Below are 24222 nucleotides of genomic sequence, written 5' to 3' on the forward strand. Positions count from 1 at the left end.
ATGGAAAAAAAGATTCGCTATAAGCTACACAAAGTTAAAAAGCAATGGGTAACTATTGCCGTTACAAGTTTGGCACTTGTTGCAGGAGTAGGCGTGGGAGTTGCTAGCTCAACACAACAAGTATCTGCCGATGAGTATGCTGTCACAAGAGGAAGTGACATGCCAAGAACAAGCAGTAGTCAAACTCAAACAAGTAGCACAGCTGTCGACACTCAAGAGTCATCAACAGAAGCTAGTTCAACAGTAAAAGAAGAGCCAAATACTGAAACTACAACTGAAGATGCTACTCAAGAAACAACTGAAAGTTCAGTAGAAAAAGCAGAAACTACAGAAACTTCAACAGAAGAAACTCAAACAGAAGCTGAATCAACTGAACAATCAGAAACAACTGATGTTGAAGATGTTGCAGACGACAGTCAAAAAACATCTGAAACTGATGTTCGTGATGACAAAACAACAAAAGCAGCTGAAGATGAAACTCAAAAAGCTGAAGATGAACAATTGAGTTTGGACAACATCAAAAAAATTGATGGTAAATATTACTATGTTCAAGAAGATGGTACTATTAAGAAAAACTTCGCCATCACTGTAAATGGTCAATTGCTTTACTTTGATGCTGAAACTGGTGCTTTGTCATCAACTTCAACTTACTCATTTACAGAAGGTTTGACAAATCTTGTCGATAACTTCTCAAAAAATAACCAAGCTTACGATTCAACAGAAAAAAGCTTTGAATTGGTTGATGGGTATTTGACTGCAAATTCTTGGTATCGTCCTACTAAAGTTTTGGAAAATGGTGAAAAATGGATTGATTCAACAGAAGACACTTATCGTCCATTGGTAATGGCATGGTGGCCTGACGTTGATACACAAGTCAACTACCTTAACCATATGTCTGAATACTTTGGTATGGGTAAAAAATACTCAGCAACTGACAAACAATCAACATTGAATGTTGCAGCAGAAGCTATTCAAATTAAAATTGAACAAGAAATTGCACGTCGTGGTAATGTTGCTTGGTTACGCGATATCATTGCTTCATTTGTAGCTACACAAGACAAATGGAATATGAATTCTGAAGACCGTGACACTGACCACTTGCAAGGTGGTGCACTTCTTTATGTTAACAGTGATTTGACTGAATGGGCTAATTCAGATTACCGTCTTCTTAACCGCGCACCGACTTACCAAAACGGTCAAACAAATTACCACAAAGCTGACCGCACAGGTGGTTATGACTTCTTGCTTGCAAATGACGTCGATAACTCAAACCCAGTTGTTCAAGCAGAACAATTGAACCAACTTTATTACCTTATGAACTGGGGTAAAGTTGTCTTTGGTGATGCTGAAGCTAACTTTGATGGTGTTCGTGTTGATGCTGTAGATAACGTAGATGCTGACCTTCTTCAACTTTATACAGACTTGTTTGAAGCAGCTTACGGGGTTAATAAAACAGAAGCACAAGCTCTTGCTCACATTTCTATTCTTGAAGCTTGGAGTTTCAATGACCCTGATTATAACCATGATACAAATGGTGCAGCCCTTGCTATCGACAATGGTCTTCGTATGGCTTTCCTTGATGTTTTGACACGTCCAGAAGGTAGCCGTTCAAACTTGGAATCATTGATTCATAATTCTCTTGGTATGACTGACCGTACGGTAGATAGTGCTTATGGTGATACTATGCCATCATATGCCTTCGTTCGTGCACACGATAGTGAAGTACAAGGTATTATCGCATCAATTATCGCTGGTCAAATCAATCCGAAAACAGATGGTTTCACATTCACACTTGAAGAATTGCAAAAAGCCTTTGAAATCTATAATGCTGATATGAACAGTGTTCACAAAAAATACACTCATTTCAATATTCCAGCAGCTTATGCTCTTCTTTTGACAAATATGGAATCTGTTCCACGTGTTTACTATGGTGATTTGTTCACTGACAATGGTCAATACATGGCAGTTAAATCTCCATATTACAACCAAATCGTTGCACTTCTAAAATCTCGTATTAAATACGCAGCTGGTGGTCAAGCAATGAACGTTCAATACCCAGCAGGAGCAAATGGTGGTATTTTAACATCAGTTCGTTTCGGTAAAGGTATCATGACTGCTGACCAAAAAGCAACAAACGAATCTGTTCCAACTTCAGGTATTGTCACAATCATCTCTAACAATCCAAATCTTAAATTAAATGGTTCTGATGTGATTGCAGTACAAGTTGGTATCGCACATGCTGGTCAATACTACCGTCCATTGCTTTCACCAACTGAAAATGGCTTGCAAGCTTATCTCAACGATTCAGATACTAATATTACTAAACTCGTTGATGAAAATGGATTTATCTACTTCACAGGTGATGAAATCAAAGGTTTCCAAACAGTTGATATGAATGGTTTCCTTACTGTTTGGGTACCAGTTGGTGCAGCTGCTGACCAAGATATTCGCGTGAAACCAAGCACAGAAGCTAAAGAAGCAGGTAAATTGACTTACGAAACTTCAGCAGCTCTTGATTCACAAGTTATCTTTGAAGGATTCTCAAACTTCCAAGACTTTGTAAAAGATCCTTCACAATACACTAATAAAGTTATTGCTGAAAATGCTGATCTCTTTGCATCATGGGGAATTACATCATTTGAATTGGCACCACAATACGTGTCATCAACTGACGGTACATTCCTTGACTCAATCATCCAAAATGGTTATGCCTTTAGCGACCGTTATGACTTAGCAATGAGTAAAAACAATAAATACGGTTCAGCAGAAGATTTGCGAAATGCTATCAAAGCTCTTCACAAACGTGGTATCCAAGTTATTGCTGACTGGGTTCCAGACCAAATCTACGCTCTTCCAGGTGAAGAAATCGTAACAGCAACTCGTGTTAACGACTACGGTGAAGAACGCGAAGGCGCTCAAATTAAGAATAAACCATATGCCGCAAACACTAAAAGTAGTGGTAAAGACTACCAAGCACAGTATGGTGGTGAATTCTTAGAATACCTTCAAAAAAATTACCCATCAATCTTTGAACGTGTCATGATTTCTAACGGTCAAAAAATCGACCCATCAACTAAGATTAAAGTTTGGAAAGCTGAATACTTCAACGGAACAAATATTCTTGGTAAAGGTTCAGATTACGTTCTTAATGACCAAGCAACAGGCACTTACTTCACAGTCACTGAAAATGGTGCCTTCCTTCCAAAACAAATGACATCAGATGATGCCAAAACTGGTTTCTACTATGATGGTAAAGGTATGACATACTTCTCAACAAGTGGATATCAAGCTAAATCATCATTTATCGTGTACAACGGAAATCGTTATTACTTTGACGAAGAAGGTCACATGGTGACAGGTATGCGTGAAATCAATGGCGAAACTTACTTCTTCTTGCCAAATGGTATCGAACTTCGCGACGCTATCTATGAAGATGCTAACGGAAATCAATATTACTTCGGCAAATCAGGTAGTTGTTATGCAGGTGGTCACTATTATGCCTTTGATTCAACTGAAACAGTTGACGGTGTGACTAAGAAAGTTACTAACTGGCGTTACTTTGGTAAAGATGGTGTTATGGCGCGTGGTCTTGTCAACATCGGCGGAAGCTATCAATACTATGATGAAAATGGTAACCAAGTTAAAGGTCAACTTGTCAAAGATAAAGATGGTAACACTCGTTACTTCAAAGGTGATTCAGGTGCAATGGTTGCCGGTGAATTTGCCCTCATCAATGGCGGATGGTATTACTTCAATGAAGATGGTGTAGCAGTTAAAGGTGCCCAAACAATCAACGGTCAACAATTGTACTTTGACGAAATGGGTGTCCAAGCCAAAGGTATTTTTGTAACAACCGAAGACGGTACACGTAGTTACTATGATGCTAAATCAGGTGAAAAACGTGTTGGTGGTTTCTTCACAACAGGTGACAACCACTGGTATTACGCTGATGAAAATGGTAACTTGGCAACTGGTTCACAAGTTATCAATGGTCAAAAACTTTACTTTGCTGAAGATGGTCTCCAAGCTAAAGGTATCTTTGTGACTGATGCAGAAGGAAATCGCCACTTTTATGATCCAGATTCAGGTGATCTTGCCACAAATAAATTTATCGCTGACGGTAATGATTGGTATTACTTTGACGAAAATGGTCAAGTGGTGACTGGTGACCAAGAAATTAATGGTCAAACATTGCACTTTGATGAAAACGGTGTTCAAACCAAAGGCGACTTTGCAACAGACGTTAACGGAAATGAACATTACTATGATGCCGAATCAGGTGACATGTTAGATGACTCAGAACTTAGTATTGTAGCCAAAGCAGAAGCTTAACTACACATTTTATAACTTTGGTATTTAAATACTAAGTGTCAGTACAGTCGTTAAAATGCATTAACTCCATAATATAAAGAAAGCTTGCTAGTCTTAGTATTCTAATACTAAGACTTGGCAGGCTTTTTTATGCTGTATTTTTCGTTATATTGTTATATAATTTTCTTATATATAAAGTTTTAGGAGAAGAAAAAGGATATGTTTTTAAAATACATCAAAGCAAATAGAATCCCGCTTATTATCGAGATTCTATTTATCATCTCATACTATATTGTTCCGAAAGATGATTTTGTTTATGCGAATGCCTTTTTTTATATTTTGCTGTTTGTTTATTTTCTTATCTCTAAAGATCTTAATCTGAAAGAATGGTTTTTGAGTTTTAAAAGTGGTAAGAAGTATTGGACTCAGGTCTTGCTTACTTTTTTAGGATTTATGCTGGCTTTTATTCTTACGACGATTTTGGAAGGTATTTTTCCTGGACTTGAGACTGGGACTATTAATCTAAGAAGAGATACTTGGCTGACCCTAGGTGTGTTTGCCATTTCAACGATTTTATTTCCTGCAGTTACTGAAGAAACATTTTATCGAAAAAATTTGATTCTTTTTGATAGCAAAAAAGCACTCATCATTACAACGATTTTGAGCATGTTTTTATATGCCTGTGAGCACTCGTTAGCGCCGTGGGGAATTTTTCTGACTATGATTTGGGCGCTGCCGTTGAGCCTTTCTTATATTAAAACTAGAAATATTTATGTTGTTATGACGGCGCATTTTCTTGGAAATCTTCTTGGAAATGGAGTAGATGTGATATTAACTCTGATTCATTGGCTGTAGTCTAAAAAGCACCTCTAGCTAGAATAGCTAGGGGGATTTTTATGTTCTAAATGCCTAAAATAATTGTGCAGACTTACTACTAGCTTTATGCAAGCGCTTGCGATATAATTCAATTATCATATTTTACGGAGAATGCTCATGAAGAAGAGAGAAGGATTTTTAAAAGAGGCAATGATGATTGCCATACCAGTAGCGCTGCAGGCGATGCTTCAGTCATCGTTTTCGATGATTGATCAGCTGATGGTTGGACAGCTTGGAAAGACAGCCATAGCAGCTGTAGAAGTCGGTGGAAAGCCGCAATTTGTCTTTGCTTTTGTCAGCGGAGCTATTGCCACGGTTACGGGTATCATGGTTTCCCAATACATGGGGAAAAATGACCAGAAAAAGATTAATACCAGCATGTCTGTCAATCTCTTAGTGATGCTAGTATTGGCAGCATTTACTATGGGGCTTTGTTTGCTGTTGCCAGGTGAGTTGGCAGGAATCTTCACCAAGGATACTAGGGTTATTCACGCTGCAAGACCTTACGTGCAACTGTTAGCTTGGGTTTATCCGCTATCTGGGATTTCCTCGTTGTTAGCAGTTCAATTGCGCTGTCGAAATCGAGCAAAATATCCTCTTTACATTAGTGCGATTGCTGCTGTGGTCAATACTGTATTGAACTATACCTTGATTTTCGGGCATTTTGGAGTTAGTCCAATGGGGATTAAAGGTGCTGCACTTGCTAGCTTGTCATCTCAAGTGGTGAATCTGCTCTTAATGGTTTATTTTTACCAAAAAATGTGTCGATTTACTTTTGACTTACATCTACCAAAAGCAGAGATTTGGCAATATATTTTCATGCTGTCACCAATTGTTGTTAATGAGTTATTGTGGACTTTAGGGCAAAATGTCAATACTTACATTTATGGGCATATGGGAACGAGCGAACTCGCTGGTATGTCTCTAACTGGTCCAATCCAAGGGCTTTTTATCGGAGCTTTATCAGGTTTATCTCAAGCAGCGGGAATCTTGATTGGTCGACGTCTTGGTGAGCACGATTACGAAAGTGCCTATCGAGATTCAAAAAGGCTTTGTTTGTATGGATTTGTTGGTTCTTTGATTTTATCTGTGATTCTTATTTTGGGAGAACGTTTCTATATTGGTCTGTACAATGTTGGTGCAGATGTTAGTCTAGTGGGCACGCAGTTGCTGCTAGCTTTTGCGATTTTAGCACCTGTTAAAGTGCAAAATATGATTTTAGGCGGAGGCATTATTAGAAGTGGTGGTAGAACCAAGTACATCATGATAATTGATATTATTGGGACATGGTGTATTGGTGTGCCTCTAGGACTTTTGACTGGTTTAGTTTTAAAACTTCCGATTGTCTGGGTGTATTTCATCCTTTCTCAAGAAGAACTTTTCCGTTTTATCGTTTCAGTCTTTATGTTCCGCAGTAAAAAATGGATGAATACGATTCATTAACTAACTTAGAGATACTTTTTGCGAAAAAATATATCTTTTTCAACTTTCTTTTAGAACTTTTATTAAAAAAGTTTTATAATTAAGGAGAAGGAGATTTTGATAGCGTTTTCTATATAGCAGTGTTTAGGATATAAAAGGGGTGCTTATATGAAATTAGAGACTGCAAAAAGGTGGCTCATCTTGTTTTATGAAAAAATCCAGGAAAATGAGAAGGTTTTAGCTGAATTGGATTCTTTCATGGGTGGTGATGGTGATCACGGTGAAAACATGCTGCGCGGTATGACAGCCGTCGTCAACGAAGTCGAACCGAGAGAATTTGAATCAACAGCTGATTTATTTAAGAATGCGGGAATGCTTCTTTTGACAAAAGTCGGAGGTGTCTCCGGAACCCTATACGGCTCAGCATTTTTTGGAATTGCGCACGCTGAAAAAGAAGATGGTACGCTTTACCAAGATATTAAAGAAGGTCTAGAAATGATTCAAAGACGTGGTCAAGCAAAAGTCGGCGATAAAACCATGGTTGATGTTTGGGCACCTGTCGTAGATGATTTAAAAGAAAATCAGCTAACACCTGAACGTATCGACGAGTACGTTTTAGCGACAGCTCTTTTACGAGCAGCCAAGGGACGTCAAGCGTATCTAGCAGATGGTTCATCTGGTCTTGTCGATCCGGGTTCATTTTCATCGGGGTTGTTATTTAAAGCTTTAATAGAAGCGGAGGAAGTAGAACATGGCTAAAAAAGTTGGTATTGTTATTGCATCACATTCAAAAGACATTGCTAAAGGAACAGCAGAATTCATCTCTCAAGTTGCTTCAAATGTGCCAATTACATTTGCTGGAGGAACGGACGATGATAGAATCGGAACAAGTTTTGAACGCATCAAAGATGCTATTGACGAAAATGAAGGTGAACTTCTTTTGGGATTTTATGACCTTGGTTCTTCAAAAATGAACCTTGAAATGGCTGCTGAAATGTCTGAAAAAGACGTGCTTTTACAAAAAGTTCCAATCGTTGAAGGTGCTTATACAGCAGGCGCATTGCTACAAGCCGGACTTCCTTTCGAAGCTGTTCTTGAACAATTAAAAGATCTTGAAATCGACAAATAAGCATAAATTATAGTCGTATCATTTTAAAGTGGACATCAGTCCACTTTTTTTATATAATAAAGTCAGTTATATAACTGACTAATAAAATCAGCAGTTATTATCTAAGATAAAAAAGAGGTGAGTTTGATGTATTATCCTGAAAAATTGAAGAATCGTCGTTTGGAGCTTGGACTAAAACAGACCGAGTTAGCGAAGAAATTAGGCATTTCAAAGCAATCTTACTTTGCTTGGGAGAAGGGAACATCACAGCCAACAAAGGCTAATTTACTAAAGTTAGAAGAGCTTTTGCAGGTGTCGCATGGCTATTTTAGTGAGCTTGAGATTGCGACTTTATACAAGCAGCTAACTGAGCAAAATCAAGAACATGCATTGACTTACGTTAGAGATTTGTTGGAACAGCAATCAAAAGTTGTCTCTATCGTGCCAGAGCCACGTTTTGCCTATAAGGTTTACGAGCGTTTGTCAGCTGGTGTCGGGACTAATATCTATGACGATATGGACTATGATACGGTTTATTTTGATAAGGATTTGGCGCATGATTTTGCATCGTGGATTGACGGAGATTCGATGGAGCCTACTTATCAGAATGGTTCTGTAGCTCTTATTCGTGAGACCGGTTTTGACTACGACGGTGCAGTTTATGCGGTCGTTTGGAACTCACAGACTTACATTAAAAAGGTCTATCGCGAGGAAAATGGGCTGCGCTTAGTATCAATTAATAAAGATTATGATGATAAGTTTGCGCCATATGATGAAAATCCACGTATTGTTGGAAAAATTGTTGGCAACTTCATGCCAATCATAGGAGGATAAGATGCATTTAAAAGATATTTTAGATTTGGATTCATATGATTTAGCACCAGATAGTAAGGTTGAGATTTTTGATATGGATGATTTTGCGGATTCTGTCATGCACCAGCGTTTTACTAGAGTTTATTTACCAGAGGATAAAGAAAGTGAACTCTCACCCTATGCTTTCTTGGTTAATGATTCAATTTTAATTACTATGGAGGCTTAGATGGGCTATTTTGATTATTCACGAGAGCCGCGTTCTGATATCGCCTTTGTGGATATGAAGTCCTTTTATGCTAGTGTGGAGTGCGTGGACCGTGGCTTGCATCCTTTGAAGACTTCGCTTTGCGTTATGAGCCGTGCTGAAAATGCTAGTGGCTTGATTTTAGCATCTTCACCGACATTTAAGAAAGTTTTTGGAACGTCAAACGTTAGCCGTGCTTATGATTTGCCGTTTGATGTTCACACGCGCAAGTTTTCTTATTATAATGCCAAACGTCAAGGTTTGCCTACAACGCCTGAATATGTCGCTTACATCGAAAATTGGGCAAAGGCAACTTGGATTGTGCCGCCGCGAATGGACCGTTACATTGAGAAAAATCTAGAAATTCAGCATATCTTTCAAAACTATGGCAGCATCGAAGACATCCTGCCTTACTCTATCGACGAAGGTTTTATTGATTTAACTTCATCGCTGAACTATTTTATCCCAGATAAGACCCTAGGTAAGAAAGAAAAGCTGGATAAGGTTTCTGCTATGATTCAGCGAGAAATTTGGCAAAAGACAGGCATCTACTCAACAGTTGGTATGTCAAATGCCAATCCATTACTTGCAAAGCTTGCTCTTGATAACGAAGCCAAGCACAATCAGAACATGCGTGCCAATTGGTCTTATGAGGATGTCGAGACTAAGGTTTGGGCGATTCCTAAGATGACTGACTTTTGGGGGATTGGCAGCCGTATGGAAAAGCGTCTTAATAAGCTTGGTATTTTTACCATCAAAGAACTCGCTAATTTCAATCCTGATGTTCTTAAGAAAGAGCTTGGTATCGTTGGGGTTGACCTCTTCTTTCATGCTAACGGCATTGATGAAAGCAACGTTCACCAGCCCTACAAGCCTAAGTCTAAGAGCATTGGCAATTCTCAGGTTTTGCCACGCGATTATCGCAAAAAAGCCGATATCGAGTTAGTTTTTAGGGAAATGGCAGAGCAGGTTGCCATTCGCTTGAGAAGAGCTCACAAGAAGGCGACAAATGTGTCGATTTATGTCGGCTTTTCAAAGCAAGAGAAAAAGCATCGCATTCAGGCGCAGATGAAAATCGAGCCTAGCAATAACACCAAGCAACTGACTGAGCACGTTTTAACTCTGCTACGCAAAAAATACGATTCAGGTGCTGTCAGACATATCGCGGTATCTTATTCAGGCTTAGTCGATGAATCGTACACTACGTTTTCTTTATTTGATGACATTGAAAAAATAGAAAAAGAAGAAAGGCTCCAATCAGCCATTGATGCCATCCGAGACCAGTTTGGCTTTACAACTATTCAAAAGGCTAATGCTCTGCAGGAAGCCTCACGCAGTTTAGAGCGCAGCAAATTGGTCGGAGGGCATTCAGCAGGTGGATTGGATGGATTAAGTTAAGAAGATGATTGACCGTAGTTATTTACCATTTCAAGCGGCGCGTGAGCACTACGACAGAGGCATGGAAAAATGGATGGGCTTTTTCTTATCAGAACACACCAGCTCACTAAAAGCTGACAAAACCAAAGAACTCCTACACACCAACCTTACCAAAGACCAAAAAGCCCTTCTCCTAAGCCAACTCTACACCAGCCACCTCACTGGTGTTTTTACAACCGCAAAAGACAAAGACCACAGCCAACAACTCAGAGGTAAAATCACCGAAATCACACCACAAGAAATCACTATCAAAACAAAATCCCACTACCACCTCATCAAAGTCAAGGACATTCTAGCAATCGGCGTCGAAGTCGAGGGAGTGTGAGGAGACTACAATGACCACAAAGGTAGAAGTAAAAAGAATAGTTGATAAATATAACGAAAGCTTTTCAGAGTTATCTAACAACGGCACTGCAAAAGAATTTACAACTGTTATGAATACAATCGCAGACCAAGCCAGCAAACGCCAACGACAGTTAGTGGGGTGGAAGACTAAGTAAATAAAAAAATAAGACAGTGCACGCTACCTAGACATTATTGTTAGATAGAGTGCTTTTTTGTTTGATTAATCAAGATTTTTTGATTTTAAGTGATATATAAGTGATATAATAGAAAGCAACGAAACGTTTTCAGAAAAGGATTGAGATTATGCCACTTAAAGATAATATTTCACCAATCATTGAAAAGGTGAGTTATAATTCTTTCTCGGTAAAAGCTATTAAGGATAAGAACCTCTCTGAGAAAGAGGAACAATTACTTTTAGATTATCCAACGGTTTATATCATTGATGATGAACTACCTAATAAAAAACACAATTACAGTGTTTACGTCGGGGAAACTTCTGATATTAAACGTCGGACAAAACAACATTTAAATGACGAGACTCGTGAAGATTTTAAAAAATTAAAAGGGTCAACAACTTCTGAGATGTATATCATAGGTCATCGTTATTTTAATAAATCGCTGACGCTAGATATTGAAAACAAACTCCTACAATACTTATTAAGTTCAGAATCTGTAAAAAATGTTAGTAATAGAAGAGGAAATCCTCAAAATGATTATTATACAGCTGACATGATGGATTCAATTTTTTCAAAGGTATGGCGTAAGTTACATTCGTTAAATAGTGTACTTTTTCCATTAGAATCTGTTATTCGTGATTCGGCACTGTTTAAGGCATCACCTTTTCATAAATTAACAAGGGAACAAGACGATGCTAAAAATAATATCCTTCTTCAAATAATTTCAATTCTAGGTAAAAAACTTGAAGGAAAATTAATCTTAGTCGAGGGAGAAGCTGGGTCTGGGAAGACTGTTCTAATGAGCAGTTTGCTTTATGAATTGTTTAATTCAGACGAGCTTCCTATTGATAAAGATAAGGTGTCTGTCCATCTTTTGGTTAACCATGAGCAGCAATTAACGGTTTATCAGCAATTGGCTAAGAAATTAGGATTGAAGAATAAAAATGGCGTTGATGTTGTTATGAAACCAACAAGCTTTATTAATTCACAGTCTAAAACTAATTCAAAAGCTGATATTGTTATTGTTGATGAGGCGCACTTATTATTAACTCAGGGGAAACAATCATATCGAGGAAAAAATCATTTAAAAGATTTATTAGCAAACGCCAAAGTTGTTGTAGCTGTTTTTGATGAAAATCAGATTTTGACAACTGAACAAGTTTGGGAAAGTGATGATTTTGCAGTAATCAAATTAAATGCTGAATATGTAGTATCGTTACGTAATCAAATGCGAATTAATGCCCAACAATCAACTATTGATTGGATTAGAAGCTTAGTGGATAAGCAAGTTATTTATCCATTCAGAAAAGATGATAAATATGATTTTAGAGTATTTGATTCTCCACAGGAAATGTATGATGCCATCAAGGAGAAAAATCAACATCAAGAAAATGGTATTTCACGAATGTTAGCAACTTATGATTGGAAATATAAGCAAAATGCTAAACCAGAAGATGACCAATATTGGAATGTGACAATTGGGAAATTTTCAATGCCTTGGAATTTACAGTTACCAAAAGATAAAGCAACAAAAAATCTTTCTTGGGCAGAACAGAAACAAACAATTGCTGAAGTTGGTTCAACGTATACCATCCAAGGATTTGACTTAAACTATGCTGCAGTTATTATTGGGCCATCAGTAAAATATCGTGATGGAAAAATCATTTTTGATCCAAGTGCTAGCTGTAACGAAAAAGCCATTCGCAACAGAACACTAGCCGATGGAACTAAAATGAAATTCGGTGAAACATTATTAAAAAACGAATTAAATGTCTTGTTAACACGAGGAGTAAATGGATTGTATCTGTTTGCTGTCGATGAAGAATTGCAAAAAGTGTTGAAAGAGATGATGAGAAAATAGAATAAGGAGAATTGAATGGAAATTGACGATTTGAAATTAATGACAGAAGCAACTAAAGAGGTAGCTCCAGAGGCTTATAAAGATGGCTTGAAGCCCACTGTTCAGGAAATTGGAAAATTTTTTGGGCGTATTCCTAGAGCTATAAATAGTATATTTTTACCTATTGATATTTGGCTAACTAAAAGAGAATATAAGTTAGAAGAAGTTAAGGCTATTTTAGCGAAAAAATTGGGAGATATTTCTGAAGAAAAATTAACTACTCCGGAGCCGTATATCGCAGTTCCAGCTTTAGAAGCAATATCATATTCAATGGATAATGAACAATTGAAGAATATGTATGCCAATCTATTAGCTAGAGCTATGTTAAAGTCAGAGCAAAGTAAAGTTCATCCATCATTTGTAGAAATAATCAAGCAACTAAGTCCAAATGATGCTCTTCTATTCAAAGAAATTATGGAGCGTGAAGCTTCTCCAATAATTCATTTGTCTGTTGTTCAAGATATAGGTAATAATGAATATCATTATAATCTTAATTGGAAAGACAATTATAATGAGTCTAATGTCTCTCTATCAAATCTTCAAAGATTGGGGCTGATTGAAATTCCAAACAATAAAAAGGCTTACTCTCCTGATGATGTATATAATATTGTTCGTGAGTCAAAAGGATATAAAGAAGTCTATCGAGAATTAAAAGAAAAATATCCACAAAATGATATCCATGAAGATAAAAGTTTTGTAAATACTAATGCACTATCACGGTCATTTTATGAAGTTTGTTTAGATGATGATATAAGGTATTATTAAAAAATCTAGATCTGACATGCTGAAGGGAGGAATGTGAACGAATTACATTGAAATCTTGATGAATTTCATCAGGCAGAGCGTTATTGTAATTTGTATGCGTAATTAGTGTAATCAACTGTATAGAAAAAGTACTAACCTAACAGTTAGTACTTTTTCTTTTTCTCCCCAATTCTTCCAGCGCTAGCTAATTTTATCCACACTTACAAAAATTCAAAACAAGCATTGTTCTCTCAAAATCTTTTATACAGCTCCGCCATTTTCCAAAAGAAATGATACCGTGACTAAAAACTTCCTTGATTTTATGCTAAAATAGAGCTAAGTTATTTAGAACAGAACGGGAGTAGAGGTTATGATTCCAGCGTATATTAGAATTCATGATGCGTTAAAGAAAAAGATTGACGATGGTTTTTGGGAGATTGGTCAGCGTTTGCCGAGTGAGCGTGATTTGGCGGATGATTACGAGGTGAGTCGTATGACGCTTCGTCAGGCGATTACGCTTTTGGTGGAAGAAGGGATTCTTGAGCGCCGTGTGGGTAGCGGGACTTATGTGGCGAGTCATCGTGTGCAAGAGAAGATGCGCGGGACAACGAGTTTCACAGAGATTGTGCGTTCGCAAGGCAAGACCCCGTCATCTCAGGTGGTTTCTTATCAGCGTAAGCCTGCCAACGAGACTGAGATTCAGCAGTTGCAACTGAAGCCTAGTGATTATGTGGTTCGCATGGAGCGCGTGCGTTATGCGGATAATATGCCGCTTGTTTTTGAGGTGGCGTCAATACCAGAGAAGTTGATTCGTGAGTTTAAGCGTGAGGATATCACGGAGCATTTCTTCCAGACTTTGACGGATAATGGCTATGAGATTGGTAAGAGTCAGCAAACCATTTATGCCAAAAATGCGAGTGAGCGCGTGGCTAACTACCTTAAGGTTCCAAAAAATCATGCCGTACTTGCTTTGACACAGGTCTCATATTTCACAGACGGCAGACCATTTGAGTACGTACACAGTCAGTATGTCGGCGACCGCTTCGAATTTTATTTGGAGAATAATTAAAAATAAGAGAGCAAGTTTTCTTGCTCTCTTTTGTCATCAAATATAAAAAGGTTGAGAACCCTCGGGGATTTTCCTTGAAAAAATCAAGGTGGCAGCACCTTTAGCTAGTGCAAATGCACTCTTCGGATAAATCGTCACCGATTTAAACTCAGTCTCAACCTTGCTTTATTGTATCATTTTAAAGAAAGTTACACTAATTTTTACTTCTGAAATGATATCGCTTACGATTTTTGTGACTTATTGGGTGAGATTAACTAATTCTGACTATTAAAATTAGCTAAAATATGGTAAAATAAAGGCTATGGAAATTGAAAAAACCAATCGTATGAATGCTCTTTTTGAGTTTTATGCTGCGCTTTTGACAGATAAGCAGATGAATTATATCGAACTGTATTATGCGGATGACTATAGCTTGGCTGAGATTGCTGAGGAATTTGGTGTTAGCCGTCAGGCAGTTTATGATAATATCAAACGTACTGAAAAGATTTTAGAAGCTTATGAGATGAAGCTGCACATGTATTCGGATTATATTGTTCGCAGTCAGATTTTTGATGAGATTTTGGATAAATACCCATCAGATGATTTCTTGAAAGAAAAGATTGCCATTTTGAGCAGTATTGATAACCGAGATTAATTTACAGATAATTGATAATTTATAGATTTAGGTAGGAGAATTTATTATGGCTTTTGAAAGTTTGACAGAACGCCTGCAAGGGGTTTTTAAAAATATTCGCGGAAAGAAAAAGCTATCTGAAAAAGATGTTCAAGAAGTAACTAAAGAGATTCGTTTAGCTTTGCTTGAAGCTGACGTTGCTCTTCCGGTCGTTAAAACATTTATCAAACGCGTTCGTGAACGTGCTGTTGGTCATGAAATCATCGATACACTTGACCCAACACAACAAATCGTTAAAATCGTTAACGAAGAATTAACAGAAATCCTTGGTTCTGAAACAGCTGAGCTTGAAAAATCACCTAAAATTCCTACAATCATTATGATGGTCGGTCTTCAAGGTGCTGGTAAAACGACATTTGCTGGTAAATTGGCTAACAAGCTGATTAAAGAAGAAAATGCACGTCCAATGATGATTGCGGCTGATATCTATCGTCCAGCAGCCATCGACCAATTGAAGACTCTTGGTAGCCAAATCAACGTTCCAGTCTTTGATATGGGAACTGACCACTCAGCCGTTGAAATCGTAACAAACGGTCTTGCACAAGCTAAAGAAAACCACAACGACTACGTTATCATCGATACAGCCGGTCGTCTGCAAATCGATGAAGCTTTGATGCAAGAACTTCGTGATGTCAAAGCTCTTGCTAAACCAAATGAAATTCTTTTGGTTGTTGATAGCATGATTGGTCAAGAAGCTGCCAATGTCGCTGACGAATTCAACAAACAATTGGATATCACAGGGGTTGTCTTGACTAAGATTGATGGTGATACACGTGGTGGTGCGGCGCTTTCTATCCGTGAAATCACTGGTAAGCCAATCAAATTCACTGGTACTGGTGAAAAAATCACTGATATCGAAACATTCCACCCAGACCGTATGTCAAGCCGTATCCTCGGCATGGGTGATTTGCTCACATTGATTGAAAAAGCAAGTCAAGAGTATGATGAAAAACGCTCAATGGAACTCGCTGAAAAAATGCGTGAAAACACCTTTGACTTTAACGATTTCATCGAACAACTTGATCAAGTGCAAAATATGGGACCAATGGAAGATCTTCTTAAGATGATTCCTGGTATGGCTAATAACCCTGCACTTAAAAACTTTAAAGTTGATGAAAAAGCTGTCGCTCGTAAACGTGCTATCGTGTCATCAATGACACCTGAAGAACGTGAAAATCCTGATTTGCTAACACCTAGCCGCCGTCGTCGTATTGCAGCTGGTTCAGGAAACAGCTTTGTAGATGTCAACAAATTCATCAAAGATTTCAACCAAGCAAAACAAATGATGCAAGGTGTTATGTCTGGTGACATGGACAAAATGATGAAAAAAATGGGTATTAACCCAAATAACTTGCCTAAAAATATGCCTAACATGAATGGTATGGATATGTCAGCACTTGAAGGAATGATGGGCGGAAACGGTATGCCAGACCTTTCAGGACTTGGTGGAGATATGGATCTTAGCCAAATGATGGGTGGCGGATTAAAAGGTAAAATCGGAGAATTTGCCATGAAGCAATCTATGAAACGCATGGCAAATAAAATGAAAAAAGCCAAGAAAAAACGTAATAAAAAATAATAAAGTAAAAAAGTCACGATAATTCGTGGCTTTTTATGTTCTTAAACATCAGCAATTATAAATAGCAAGGGTTCAAACGAAGTATCCGCTTACATTGATGAAAAACAGTTTGAAATGACTAATAGAAGGTCATTTTAGAACGTTTTTACGGATAATTAGCCATAAAATATTCTAAAAAAGTGTCAGAAAGGTGAATATAAACAATAATTTCAGAAAAACACGGAAAAATTATTGAAAATCACCTAAAAGTAGATAAAATAAGGATTTATGTAAAAAATTAATAAATGCCATGATTTAAGATTTTTGCTAAATGATTTATTGTTTATCTGTCATAAAAAAAGAAAAAATTTTTTCGAAAAAAGATTTTTTAAATAAAGAAATTGAAGAATAAGTAGTTGCTAAAAATTATTAGTAGCAAAAAATGCATGAAATCGGGTGTTTGAGATAAATATAAAAATCAATATAAAGTACTTGTTCCTAAAATTTACCATTACATCTTTCCGAAAAACTGTAATTTTCTTGAAAAACAAATCAGTCTATGATAAACTACTATTATAAAGACATCTGTGGAGATTTTTAGATGAAACGCGAAAAATTACTTGAAAAAATTGATGAATTAAAAAAAATAATGCCTTGGTATGTCCTTGACTATTACCAATCAAAACTTTCTGTGCCATATAGTTTTACGACTTTATACGAATACCTCAAGGAATATCGACGATTTTTTGAATGGATTCTTGAATCAGGGATTTCAAATGCTGAAAAAATTGCTGACATTGAACTAACAACTTTAGAGCATTTGTCTAAAAAAGACATGGAATCCTTCGTTCTCTATTTGCGTGAACGTCCTTCGCTCAATACCTATTCAACTAAGCAAGGGGCTTCTCAGACTACTATCAATCGCACATTATCAGCGCTTTCAAGCCTTTTTAAGTATCTGACAGAAGAGGTCGAGGATGAAAATGGTGACCCCTACTTCTATCGAAATGTCATGAAAAAGATTGCAACTAAGAAAAAGAAAGAAACTTTAGCTGCACGTGCGGAAAACATCAAAGGCAAGCTATTTTTGGGTGATGAAACAATGGCCTTCATCGAATATATTGACAAAGAGTACCAAAACAAGCTCTCTCACCGTGCCCTCTCCTCCTTCCAGAAGAATAAGGAGCGAGATTTAGCTATTATTGCACTTCTTCTTGCTTCTGGTGTTCGTCTTTCTGAAGCAGTTAATCTTGATTTAAAAGATTTAAACCTTAATATGATGGTTATCGAAGTCACTCGTAAAGGTGGAAAACGAGACTCTGTTAATGTTGCTGGTTTTGCTAAACCATATCTCGAAGAATACTTAAAAATTCGTGCACCTCGGTATAAAGCAGAAAAACAAGATCAAGCATTATTTTTGACAGAGTATCGTGGTGTTCCAAATCGAATTGATGCATCAAGTATTGAAAAATTAGTAGCTAAATACTCACAAGACTTTAAAGTTCGAGTGACACCCCACAAGCTACGTCACACGTTAGCAACAAGATTGTATGGTGCTACTAAATCACAAGTGCTTGTTAGTCACCAGCTTGGTCATGCAAGTACACAAGTTACTGACCTGTATACTCACATCGTCAACGATGAGCAGAAAAACGCTTTGGATAAATTGTAATATTAAACCTGGTCAATCAAGGGCCAGGTATTTTGTAGAAATATAAAGCTAGAATTTAGATTTTACATAAATAGAAATATGTATTAATCTATAGTTTTTTAGAAACTTATAATTGTAATTACATCTTCGAAACATCAACACTATCAATAATGTTAAAAACCAAGACATTTTGTCTTGGTTTTATTTTTGAGGTGTAATGAAAACTTGAGTCCCTTGGTCGATTTGACTTTTGATAGAAATATTTAAATTAAGACTATCTAAGACTTGTTTTGTCATGTAAAGACCAAGACCAGTAGCTTTTTGATGTTCGTGACCATTAAAACCAGTAAAACCTTCTTCAAAAATTCGTGGCAAATCTTCTTCTAGTATGCCAATACCATTGTCTGATATTTCAATACAACCTTTAGATATTTGAATAGAAATCTTTCCACCATCTTTTGAATACTTAATGGCATTATCAATAAGCTGTGTCAGAGCAAAATTTACCCATTTACGGTCTGAGTTAAGTAGCCAATCACCACTAACTTCTACTGAAAGATGTTTTAGTAGGCATGAAACTCGGTATTTTTTTACAATTTCAGTTACACAATCTTTAACTGAAATTTTTTCAAAACGAAAATCATCTTTATTCTGATTAAACTTCAAATAGTTTAATAGAGTGTCTAAATAATTTTGGAGTCGATTTAGTTGCTGTTCAACCTCTTTTTGGTGGAGTTGATTTGTTTGAGCCATAAGAGATAATGCTGACAAAGGAACTTTCATCTGATGTGACCACATTTTAATCAGATTTTGGGTGTTTTCGATTTGTGTTTTAAGATTTAAAACCTCAGTAGCCTGTTCTTCTTTTTGCTTAAAAATAATGTTTTTAAATGCTTCTTCAGATGGTAAGTTAAAGTCGTCTAACTCTTTTACATAAATAAATTGTTGTAAAATTAATTGTTTCTTCTTAAATTTGTTGTATTGCCAGATGCTAATAAAAATTAGTATTGTAATATTAAGACTTAAACTTACTTCAAAATATGCAAGTGGCAAATGAAATAGGAAAAATGTTATTAGAAATAGACTGGCTAATATAGCATAAGTTAAATACCAAATACTGTATTCTTTAAAAAAATTTCGAATCATTTTAGAAGGTACCCTACTCCTCTCACGGTATGGATGCGATCAAAGCCAATTGGTTGCACTTTTTTACGTAGGCGTGTCATATTAACACTTAGAGTATTTTGATCGATAAAACTTTCATTCTCCCATAGTTTTTCTAGCAATTCTTCTTTTGGGACGACTTGATTTTGACGCTCAAACAAGATGCTTAGGATTTTATTTTCTGTTGGAGAAAGATTAATTTGCTCGCTTCCATTTGACAAAATACCATCACGTGACAGTGAAAATTCATCAAGTTGATAGTTGTCAGAAGTGAACTGGTATGCTCTACGCAAAAATGCTGAAATCTTGGCATCCAAAATAGTTAGAGAGAATGGCTTAGAAATAAAGTCGTCTCCGCCCATGTTAAGTGCCATGACAGTATCCATTTCATCATCACTTGAAGAGATAAAGATAATAGGTAAAGTCATAGTTTTACGGATTTCAGTCGTCCAGTAAAAGCCATTAAAGTAAGGCAGTGTTATATCCATCAAGATGAGATCTGGCTTTATTTCTTCAATCTCTTGCTTAATAGCACGAAAATTATTAACGCTAAAAACGTCGTAAGATTTAGTCAAGTGCTGTTTTAGTAAAGTCACGATAGTTTTATCGTCCTCGACAATGTAAATTTTTCCTTGTTTCATATTTTTAATTGTAGCAAAAAATGGTCATTACGACCATTTTCAGCTGAACTTTCTTATCAAATTTTTGTAGTTTAGAGTAGTTTTATAACTAGCGTTCGATTGCTTTATAGTATGTTCGGCTAGTAAATTTATAGATTAGGAAGTAAACGATAATGAGGGTTAGTATTGTAATACCACTCACTACAATCATACTTGAGCCAGTAACCCCGAAAAGTAATAGCATTTGTTTTAACATTGTTAATGCAAAGATAAAGTGTACAATTGCAACTCCAAGTGGCATGAAGAAAACAAGTAATGTTTGCGAATTGATGGCTTTTTTCACAGCTTCTTTGCTCATACCTACTTCTTGTAGAATCTTGTATGATTTTTTATCTTCGATACCTTCTGTTAATTGTTTGTAGTAGATAATTAAAGCTGCTCCAAGTAGGAAACTAAGTCCAAGTAAAAATCCTGTAAAGAGAAATCCTCCAGTGATAGCATACATTTCATTTCGGAAGTTTTCTTTAGTTTCGATAGTACCTTGAACTTCTTTATGGATTTGATCCTCAGGCAATACCATATCATTTGAAATGCTATTAATTTCATTTTCTGTCAAATTACCATAAGCGATCAAATTTTCCTGTATTTGCATATTATGTTCTTTAAAAAGAGTTTCAACTTCTGTCATTACAGAATCATCGCTAAAGACAATGACGCAGGGATTATATGAATTTCCAAATTCCGGGAATGTTGCTGACTTGAAGTTTTTCACATTTTTAAATGTCTTATCAAATAAAGTTAATTCTTCAAGTTGGCTATCTCCTTTTTGTTTATAAAAAGCAATTTCATTGTCTTTTAGTATTGGAATATCATTTCCTAGTGCTCTGAAATCATCTTGTGTTGTCATATAAACGGATCCAAATGCACTAACGTTTGGGTGTTTAACATCATGGTCTGTAAGTGTCATTGTTTTTTCTGTTGGAACAGAGAAAGCTGCCATATCGGATTGATAAGTTAGAAAATCATCATTTGATTTTCCGAGTTTATCACTAACTTGTCTTTTGAGAATATCAGTGAAATCGCCCTCAGTGAGCGTTTTTGAATCGTCATTTGAGTTAATGTAATTAGTCAACGTAATCTGTGTGTGTTCAGGAAACAAGGTATCAAGTTGATTTTGTCCACTGACGTACAATGACGTTGTTGTCGCAATCGCTACAAAAGACATGATGGCAAGTAACGTGATATTAGCTAGACCAACTGCATTTTGTTTCATTCTGAAAATCATTTGTGAAGTTGTTACAAAATGTTCGGGCGTGTAAAAATATTTTTTATTCTTGCGACGGCGTTTTAAGAACCATGTTATAAAACTAATGTAAAAGAAATAGGTACCAACAATGACTAATACTACTGCGATAAAGAATCGATATACCACGACTAGCGCAGATATTTTTTCAGAAGTCACTGATAAATAATAACCAGAACCAAGGCAGATAAGGCTTAGTAAGGCAAGAATGATATTACCTCGAGGTTCTTTTTCACCTTTTTCTTGACGTTTAAATAAGTTAAGCGGTGATGAACGAAAAATGGTAACGAGATTGACAATCTCTAGGAAAACAAATATTACGGCAAATGCAACGATATTTAGAATAAATGCTATCGGAGTTAAAGATAAAATGAGTTTATCATAATGTAAAAGATTAACAAAAATGAGGTAGAAAAGCTGAGAAAAAATTGCTGATAACACACTACCTAGTATGACAATACCAAGAAATGCCAGAATCAATTCAATCGTTGATACTAAGCTAACCTGCTTGCGATTCATTCCTAAAATGTTATACAGACCAAACTCTTTACTTCGTTGTTTAAGTAAGAAATTATAGCTGTATATTTCCATAATGATTGTGAAAATCATTAAGATAATGATAGCAAGTCCAAGAACGGTATTGCTATACATCATGTCTTCAGAGATTGGACTATACAGTATCAATAGTGTGGAACAATCTAGAATAAATAGTACAATACTTGCTAGTAAAAATGGCGCAAAGATGTTAAATGATTTTTTTAGATTTGACCAAGCTAATTTAGCATAGAGCATTTTACTCACCTCCTAGAAGGGCTGTCATAGCAAGTGAAATGTCTTTACTGAATTCTTGATTGGTTTTATTTCCACGATAAATCTGATGGAAAATACGACCGTCTTTGATGAACAGCACACGCTTTGCATGACTTGCTGCATTTGCTGAGTGAGTTACCATAAGAAGTGTTTGACCATCGTTATTAATTTCTTCAAAAAGATTTAAAATGTCTTCTGAATTTTTGTAATCTAGCGCTGCTGTCGGTTCATCAGCTAAAAGTATTTGTGGATGTGTGATCAAGCTACGAGCGATAGCAACACGTTGCTTTTGACCACCAGATAGTTCAAATGGACGTTTTTCAAGCAACTCTTCAATGTGTAATTTAGGAGCGAGTGTTGCAATGCGCTTTTCCATTTCTTGATAGTTAATACGACCAAGCACCAAAGGTAAAAAGATATTATCCTTAACAGACAATGTATCAAGCAGATTAAAATCTTGGAAAACAAATCCCAGATTTTTCAAGCGGAAATCAGCTAACTTACTTTCTTTTATTTTTGTAATTTCTTGACCGTTTAGAAACACAGAGCCGTTTGTTGGCTTTTCAAGCGTTGCCAAAATATTTAGCAAAGTTGTTTTACCTGATCCTGATTCTCCCATGATTGCGATGAACTCTTTTTCATCGACCTTAAAATCAACATCTTGCAGTGCGCGTGTCACTTCTTTTGAAAAGCGCGTGCGAAATACTTTTTCTAAGTGATTGATTTCTAGTAACATAATTTCTCCTTTGTTTCATTATATCTTTTTTGGTTTTGAAACTCTACTTCTGCTTTTATTTTTCAAGTCTTTTTTAGTGGTCTTCTACCGCTCCAGTACCAAAGAGCTAAGCTAACTACTCCTCCTACAATGACCGATAGAATTGTTACTAAACTATAGAATTCAACCATAATAACCTCCCCCTTCTACCTTTTAATGCCAAGTACATAGAAAATGATGTAAATAATCGAACCTAAAAAGAGCAACATAAGCCAAACGATAAAAGTATTTCCTAAAGTGATGTACCTTTTAATATTATTAGTCACTTTGCTACTCCTTTCTTCTTGACATCTTTATTCTATCGAAAACAAAGTCTTTTATTCTTACACTTTTCGGGAGAAAACTTACAAAAATGTAAGAAAAAAGTCCAAGACTTTAATAGTCCTGGACTTGTCATTATAGCTGACTAGCGATTTTCTTGAGATAGTCATGACTTTCTAGTTGTTCAACTGGGTTTGTCAAATCTTTTAGATTAATTTCATATATGCTACTTGCCTTTTCATTAAAGAATGGCAGAGCTTTCGCCCAATCAATTTTTCCATGTCCGAGCGTCAAGCTGTCGTGCGTTTTTCCAAATGAATCTACTAAATGATAATGAACAATATTATTTTTCAATACTCTTAGAGATTCTTGCAAGGCTTTGTTGTCACCATGAAGAAAGATAAAAGCATGAGAAATATCGTAAGCAAGTTGGTAGCCCTTTTTAGCAATGATTTGGTCTAACTCTGGATTACCATATGAATATAGTATTGAAATACCATTTTCAAAAATAATGTGTTCATGCCCAATCTTGTAAAAATAATCCATACGAGAAAATAGATATTCTCTTGCTCCTTCAATGGTTTTAAATGGTTCTAACAAATCTTTTTCTTGAAGTTCGTACGAACCATGAACTAAAACTTTACAATCGTATTTTTCAGCGATTTCCAACAATTTTTCTGTCGAAAAATCAATAAAATCAACTAATTCAGCGTTATTTGAAGGGTGGGCAACAAGTTCTAAAAAGCGTCCATGATATTTCATTGGATGGTGAAGTACGATTGTTTTAACACAAGTATCTCTTACGGTATGAACAGCATTTTCAAGTTGTACAAGTCCTTCAGGTGTAAAATCATCCTCACTTGTGAAAAATTCAAAAACATCTGGCTGATATTTCAAACGTGTCATCATTTGTTCTGGATTGCAACTTGCTTTTAGTCCTAATTGAATTGGAAACATTGTGC

Annotated in this window: 21 protein-coding genes; 16 read left to right on the forward strand and 5 right to left on the reverse strand. The window is 36.3% G+C overall.

Annotated features, from left to right (window positions below; all coding sequences use genetic code 11):
• The 16 genes from ACNTMY_RS04395 to xerS all read left to right on the forward strand — a co-directional run bounded on the left by ACNTMY_RS04395 (nucleotide 1) and on the right by xerS (nucleotide 18348).
• Nucleotides 1-4332, forward strand: coding sequence for a glycoside hydrolase family 70 protein (locus tag ACNTMY_RS04395; RefSeq protein WP_423216790.1), 4332 nt, complete (start codon nucleotides 1-3; stop codon nucleotides 4330-4332).
• 198 nt (nucleotides 4333-4530) lie between these two features.
• On the forward strand, nucleotides 4531-5166 hold the full coding sequence (locus tag ACNTMY_RS04400; protein ID WP_423216791.1) for a type II CAAX prenyl endopeptidase Rce1 family protein: 636 nt from the start codon (nucleotides 4531-4533) through the stop codon (nucleotides 5164-5166).
• A 138-nt stretch (nucleotides 5167-5304) separates the two neighbouring features.
• On the forward strand, nucleotides 5305-6630 hold the full coding sequence (locus ACNTMY_RS04405; RefSeq protein ID WP_423216792.1) for an MATE family efflux transporter: 1326 nt from the start codon (nucleotides 5305-5307) through the stop codon (nucleotides 6628-6630).
• 147 nt (nucleotides 6631-6777) lie between these two features.
• On the forward strand, nucleotides 6778-7368 hold the full coding sequence (dhaL, locus tag ACNTMY_RS04410; RefSeq protein WP_423216793.1) for a dihydroxyacetone kinase subunit DhaL: 591 nt from the start codon (nucleotides 6778-6780) through the stop codon (nucleotides 7366-7368).
• Complete coding sequence (gene dhaM, locus ACNTMY_RS04415; RefSeq protein ID WP_423216794.1) at nucleotides 7361-7738, forward strand: dihydroxyacetone kinase phosphoryl donor subunit DhaM; 378 nt, start codon at nucleotides 7361-7363, stop codon at nucleotides 7736-7738. Before dhaL ends, dhaM begins: the two co-directional genes overlap by 8 nt.
• A gap of 126 nt (nucleotides 7739-7864) precedes the next feature.
• Nucleotides 7865-8551, forward strand: coding sequence for a LexA family transcriptional regulator (locus ACNTMY_RS04420; protein ID WP_423216795.1), 687 nt, complete (start codon nucleotides 7865-7867; stop codon nucleotides 8549-8551).
• Nucleotide 8552: 1 nt separating this feature from the next.
• Entirely contained in the window at nucleotides 8553-8756 is a 204-nt protein-coding gene (locus tag ACNTMY_RS04425) for a hypothetical protein (protein WP_021142260.1), read from the forward strand.
• Nucleotides 8757-10172, forward strand: a complete 1416-nt coding sequence (locus tag ACNTMY_RS04430; protein WP_423216796.1) for a Y-family DNA polymerase — start codon at nucleotides 8757-8759, stop codon at nucleotides 10170-10172.
• A gap of 4 nt (nucleotides 10173-10176) precedes the next feature.
• The gene (locus tag ACNTMY_RS04435) at nucleotides 10177-10536 is read left to right on the forward strand and encodes a hypothetical protein (protein WP_423215509.1); all 360 of its coding nucleotides are present in this window, start codon (nucleotides 10177-10179) and stop codon (nucleotides 10534-10536) included.
• 10 nt (nucleotides 10537-10546) lie between these two features.
• Nucleotides 10547-10711, forward strand: a complete 165-nt coding sequence (locus ACNTMY_RS04440) for a hypothetical protein (protein ID WP_423216797.1) — start codon at nucleotides 10547-10549, stop codon at nucleotides 10709-10711.
• 148 nt (nucleotides 10712-10859) lie between these two features.
• Nucleotides 10860-12593, forward strand: a complete 1734-nt coding sequence (locus ACNTMY_RS04445; RefSeq protein WP_423216798.1) for a DUF2075 domain-containing protein — start codon at nucleotides 10860-10862, stop codon at nucleotides 12591-12593.
• Nucleotides 12594-12608: 15 nt separating this feature from the next.
• The gene (locus ACNTMY_RS04450) at nucleotides 12609-13397 is read left to right on the forward strand and encodes a DUF4393 domain-containing protein (protein WP_423216799.1); all 789 of its coding nucleotides are present in this window, start codon (nucleotides 12609-12611) and stop codon (nucleotides 13395-13397) included.
• Nucleotides 13398-13746: 349 nt separating this feature from the next.
• The gene (locus ACNTMY_RS04455; RefSeq protein WP_014334717.1) at nucleotides 13747-14445 is read left to right on the forward strand and encodes a GntR family transcriptional regulator; all 699 of its coding nucleotides are present in this window, start codon (nucleotides 13747-13749) and stop codon (nucleotides 14443-14445) included.
• A gap of 301 nt (nucleotides 14446-14746) precedes the next feature.
• Nucleotides 14747-15079, forward strand: a complete 333-nt coding sequence (locus tag ACNTMY_RS04460) for a putative DNA-binding protein (protein WP_004231629.1) — start codon at nucleotides 14747-14749, stop codon at nucleotides 15077-15079.
• Nucleotides 15080-15125: 46 nt separating this feature from the next.
• On the forward strand, nucleotides 15126-16697 hold the full coding sequence (gene ffh, locus ACNTMY_RS04465) for a signal recognition particle protein (protein ID WP_423216800.1): 1572 nt from the start codon (nucleotides 15126-15128) through the stop codon (nucleotides 16695-16697).
• A 580-nt stretch (nucleotides 16698-17277) separates the two neighbouring features.
• Entirely contained in the window at nucleotides 17278-18348 is a 1071-nt protein-coding gene (gene xerS / locus ACNTMY_RS04470) for a tyrosine recombinase XerS (RefSeq protein WP_423216801.1), read from the forward strand.
• Between the two features lie 180 nt (nucleotides 18349-18528).
• Here xerS and ACNTMY_RS04475 read toward each other — a convergent pair whose 3' ends face one another.
• From ACNTMY_RS04475 to ACNTMY_RS04495, 5 genes are all read right to left on the reverse strand, one after another.
• Nucleotides 18529-19473, reverse strand: coding sequence for a sensor histidine kinase (locus tag ACNTMY_RS04475; protein WP_423216802.1), 945 nt, complete (start codon nucleotides 19471-19473; stop codon nucleotides 18529-18531).
• On the reverse strand, nucleotides 19470-20132 hold the full coding sequence (locus ACNTMY_RS04480) for a DNA-binding response regulator (RefSeq protein ID WP_423216803.1): 663 nt from the start codon (nucleotides 20130-20132) through the stop codon (nucleotides 19470-19472). The genes ACNTMY_RS04475 and ACNTMY_RS04480 overlap by 4 nt, the downstream gene beginning before the upstream one ends.
• Nucleotides 20133-20220: 88 nt before the next feature.
• A complete protein-coding gene (locus tag ACNTMY_RS04485; protein WP_423216804.1) occupies nucleotides 20221-22206 on the reverse strand; it encodes an FtsX-like permease family protein in 1986 nt (661 codons plus the stop codon).
• A gap of 1 nt (nucleotide 22207) precedes the next feature.
• Nucleotides 22208-22960, reverse strand: a complete 753-nt coding sequence (locus tag ACNTMY_RS04490; protein WP_423216805.1) for an ABC transporter ATP-binding protein — start codon at nucleotides 22958-22960, stop codon at nucleotides 22208-22210.
• Between the two features lie 435 nt (nucleotides 22961-23395).
• Nucleotides 23396-24217: a TIM barrel protein gene (locus ACNTMY_RS04495; RefSeq protein ID WP_423216806.1), complete on the reverse strand. Its 822-nt coding sequence runs from the start codon at nucleotides 24215-24217 to the stop codon at nucleotides 23396-23398.
• Nucleotides 24218-24222 lie beyond the last annotated feature (5 nt).

It is taken from the genome of Streptococcus equinus (assembly GCF_049393735.1).
GTDB lineage: Bacteria > Bacillota > Bacilli > Lactobacillales > Streptococcaceae > Streptococcus > Streptococcus equinus_G.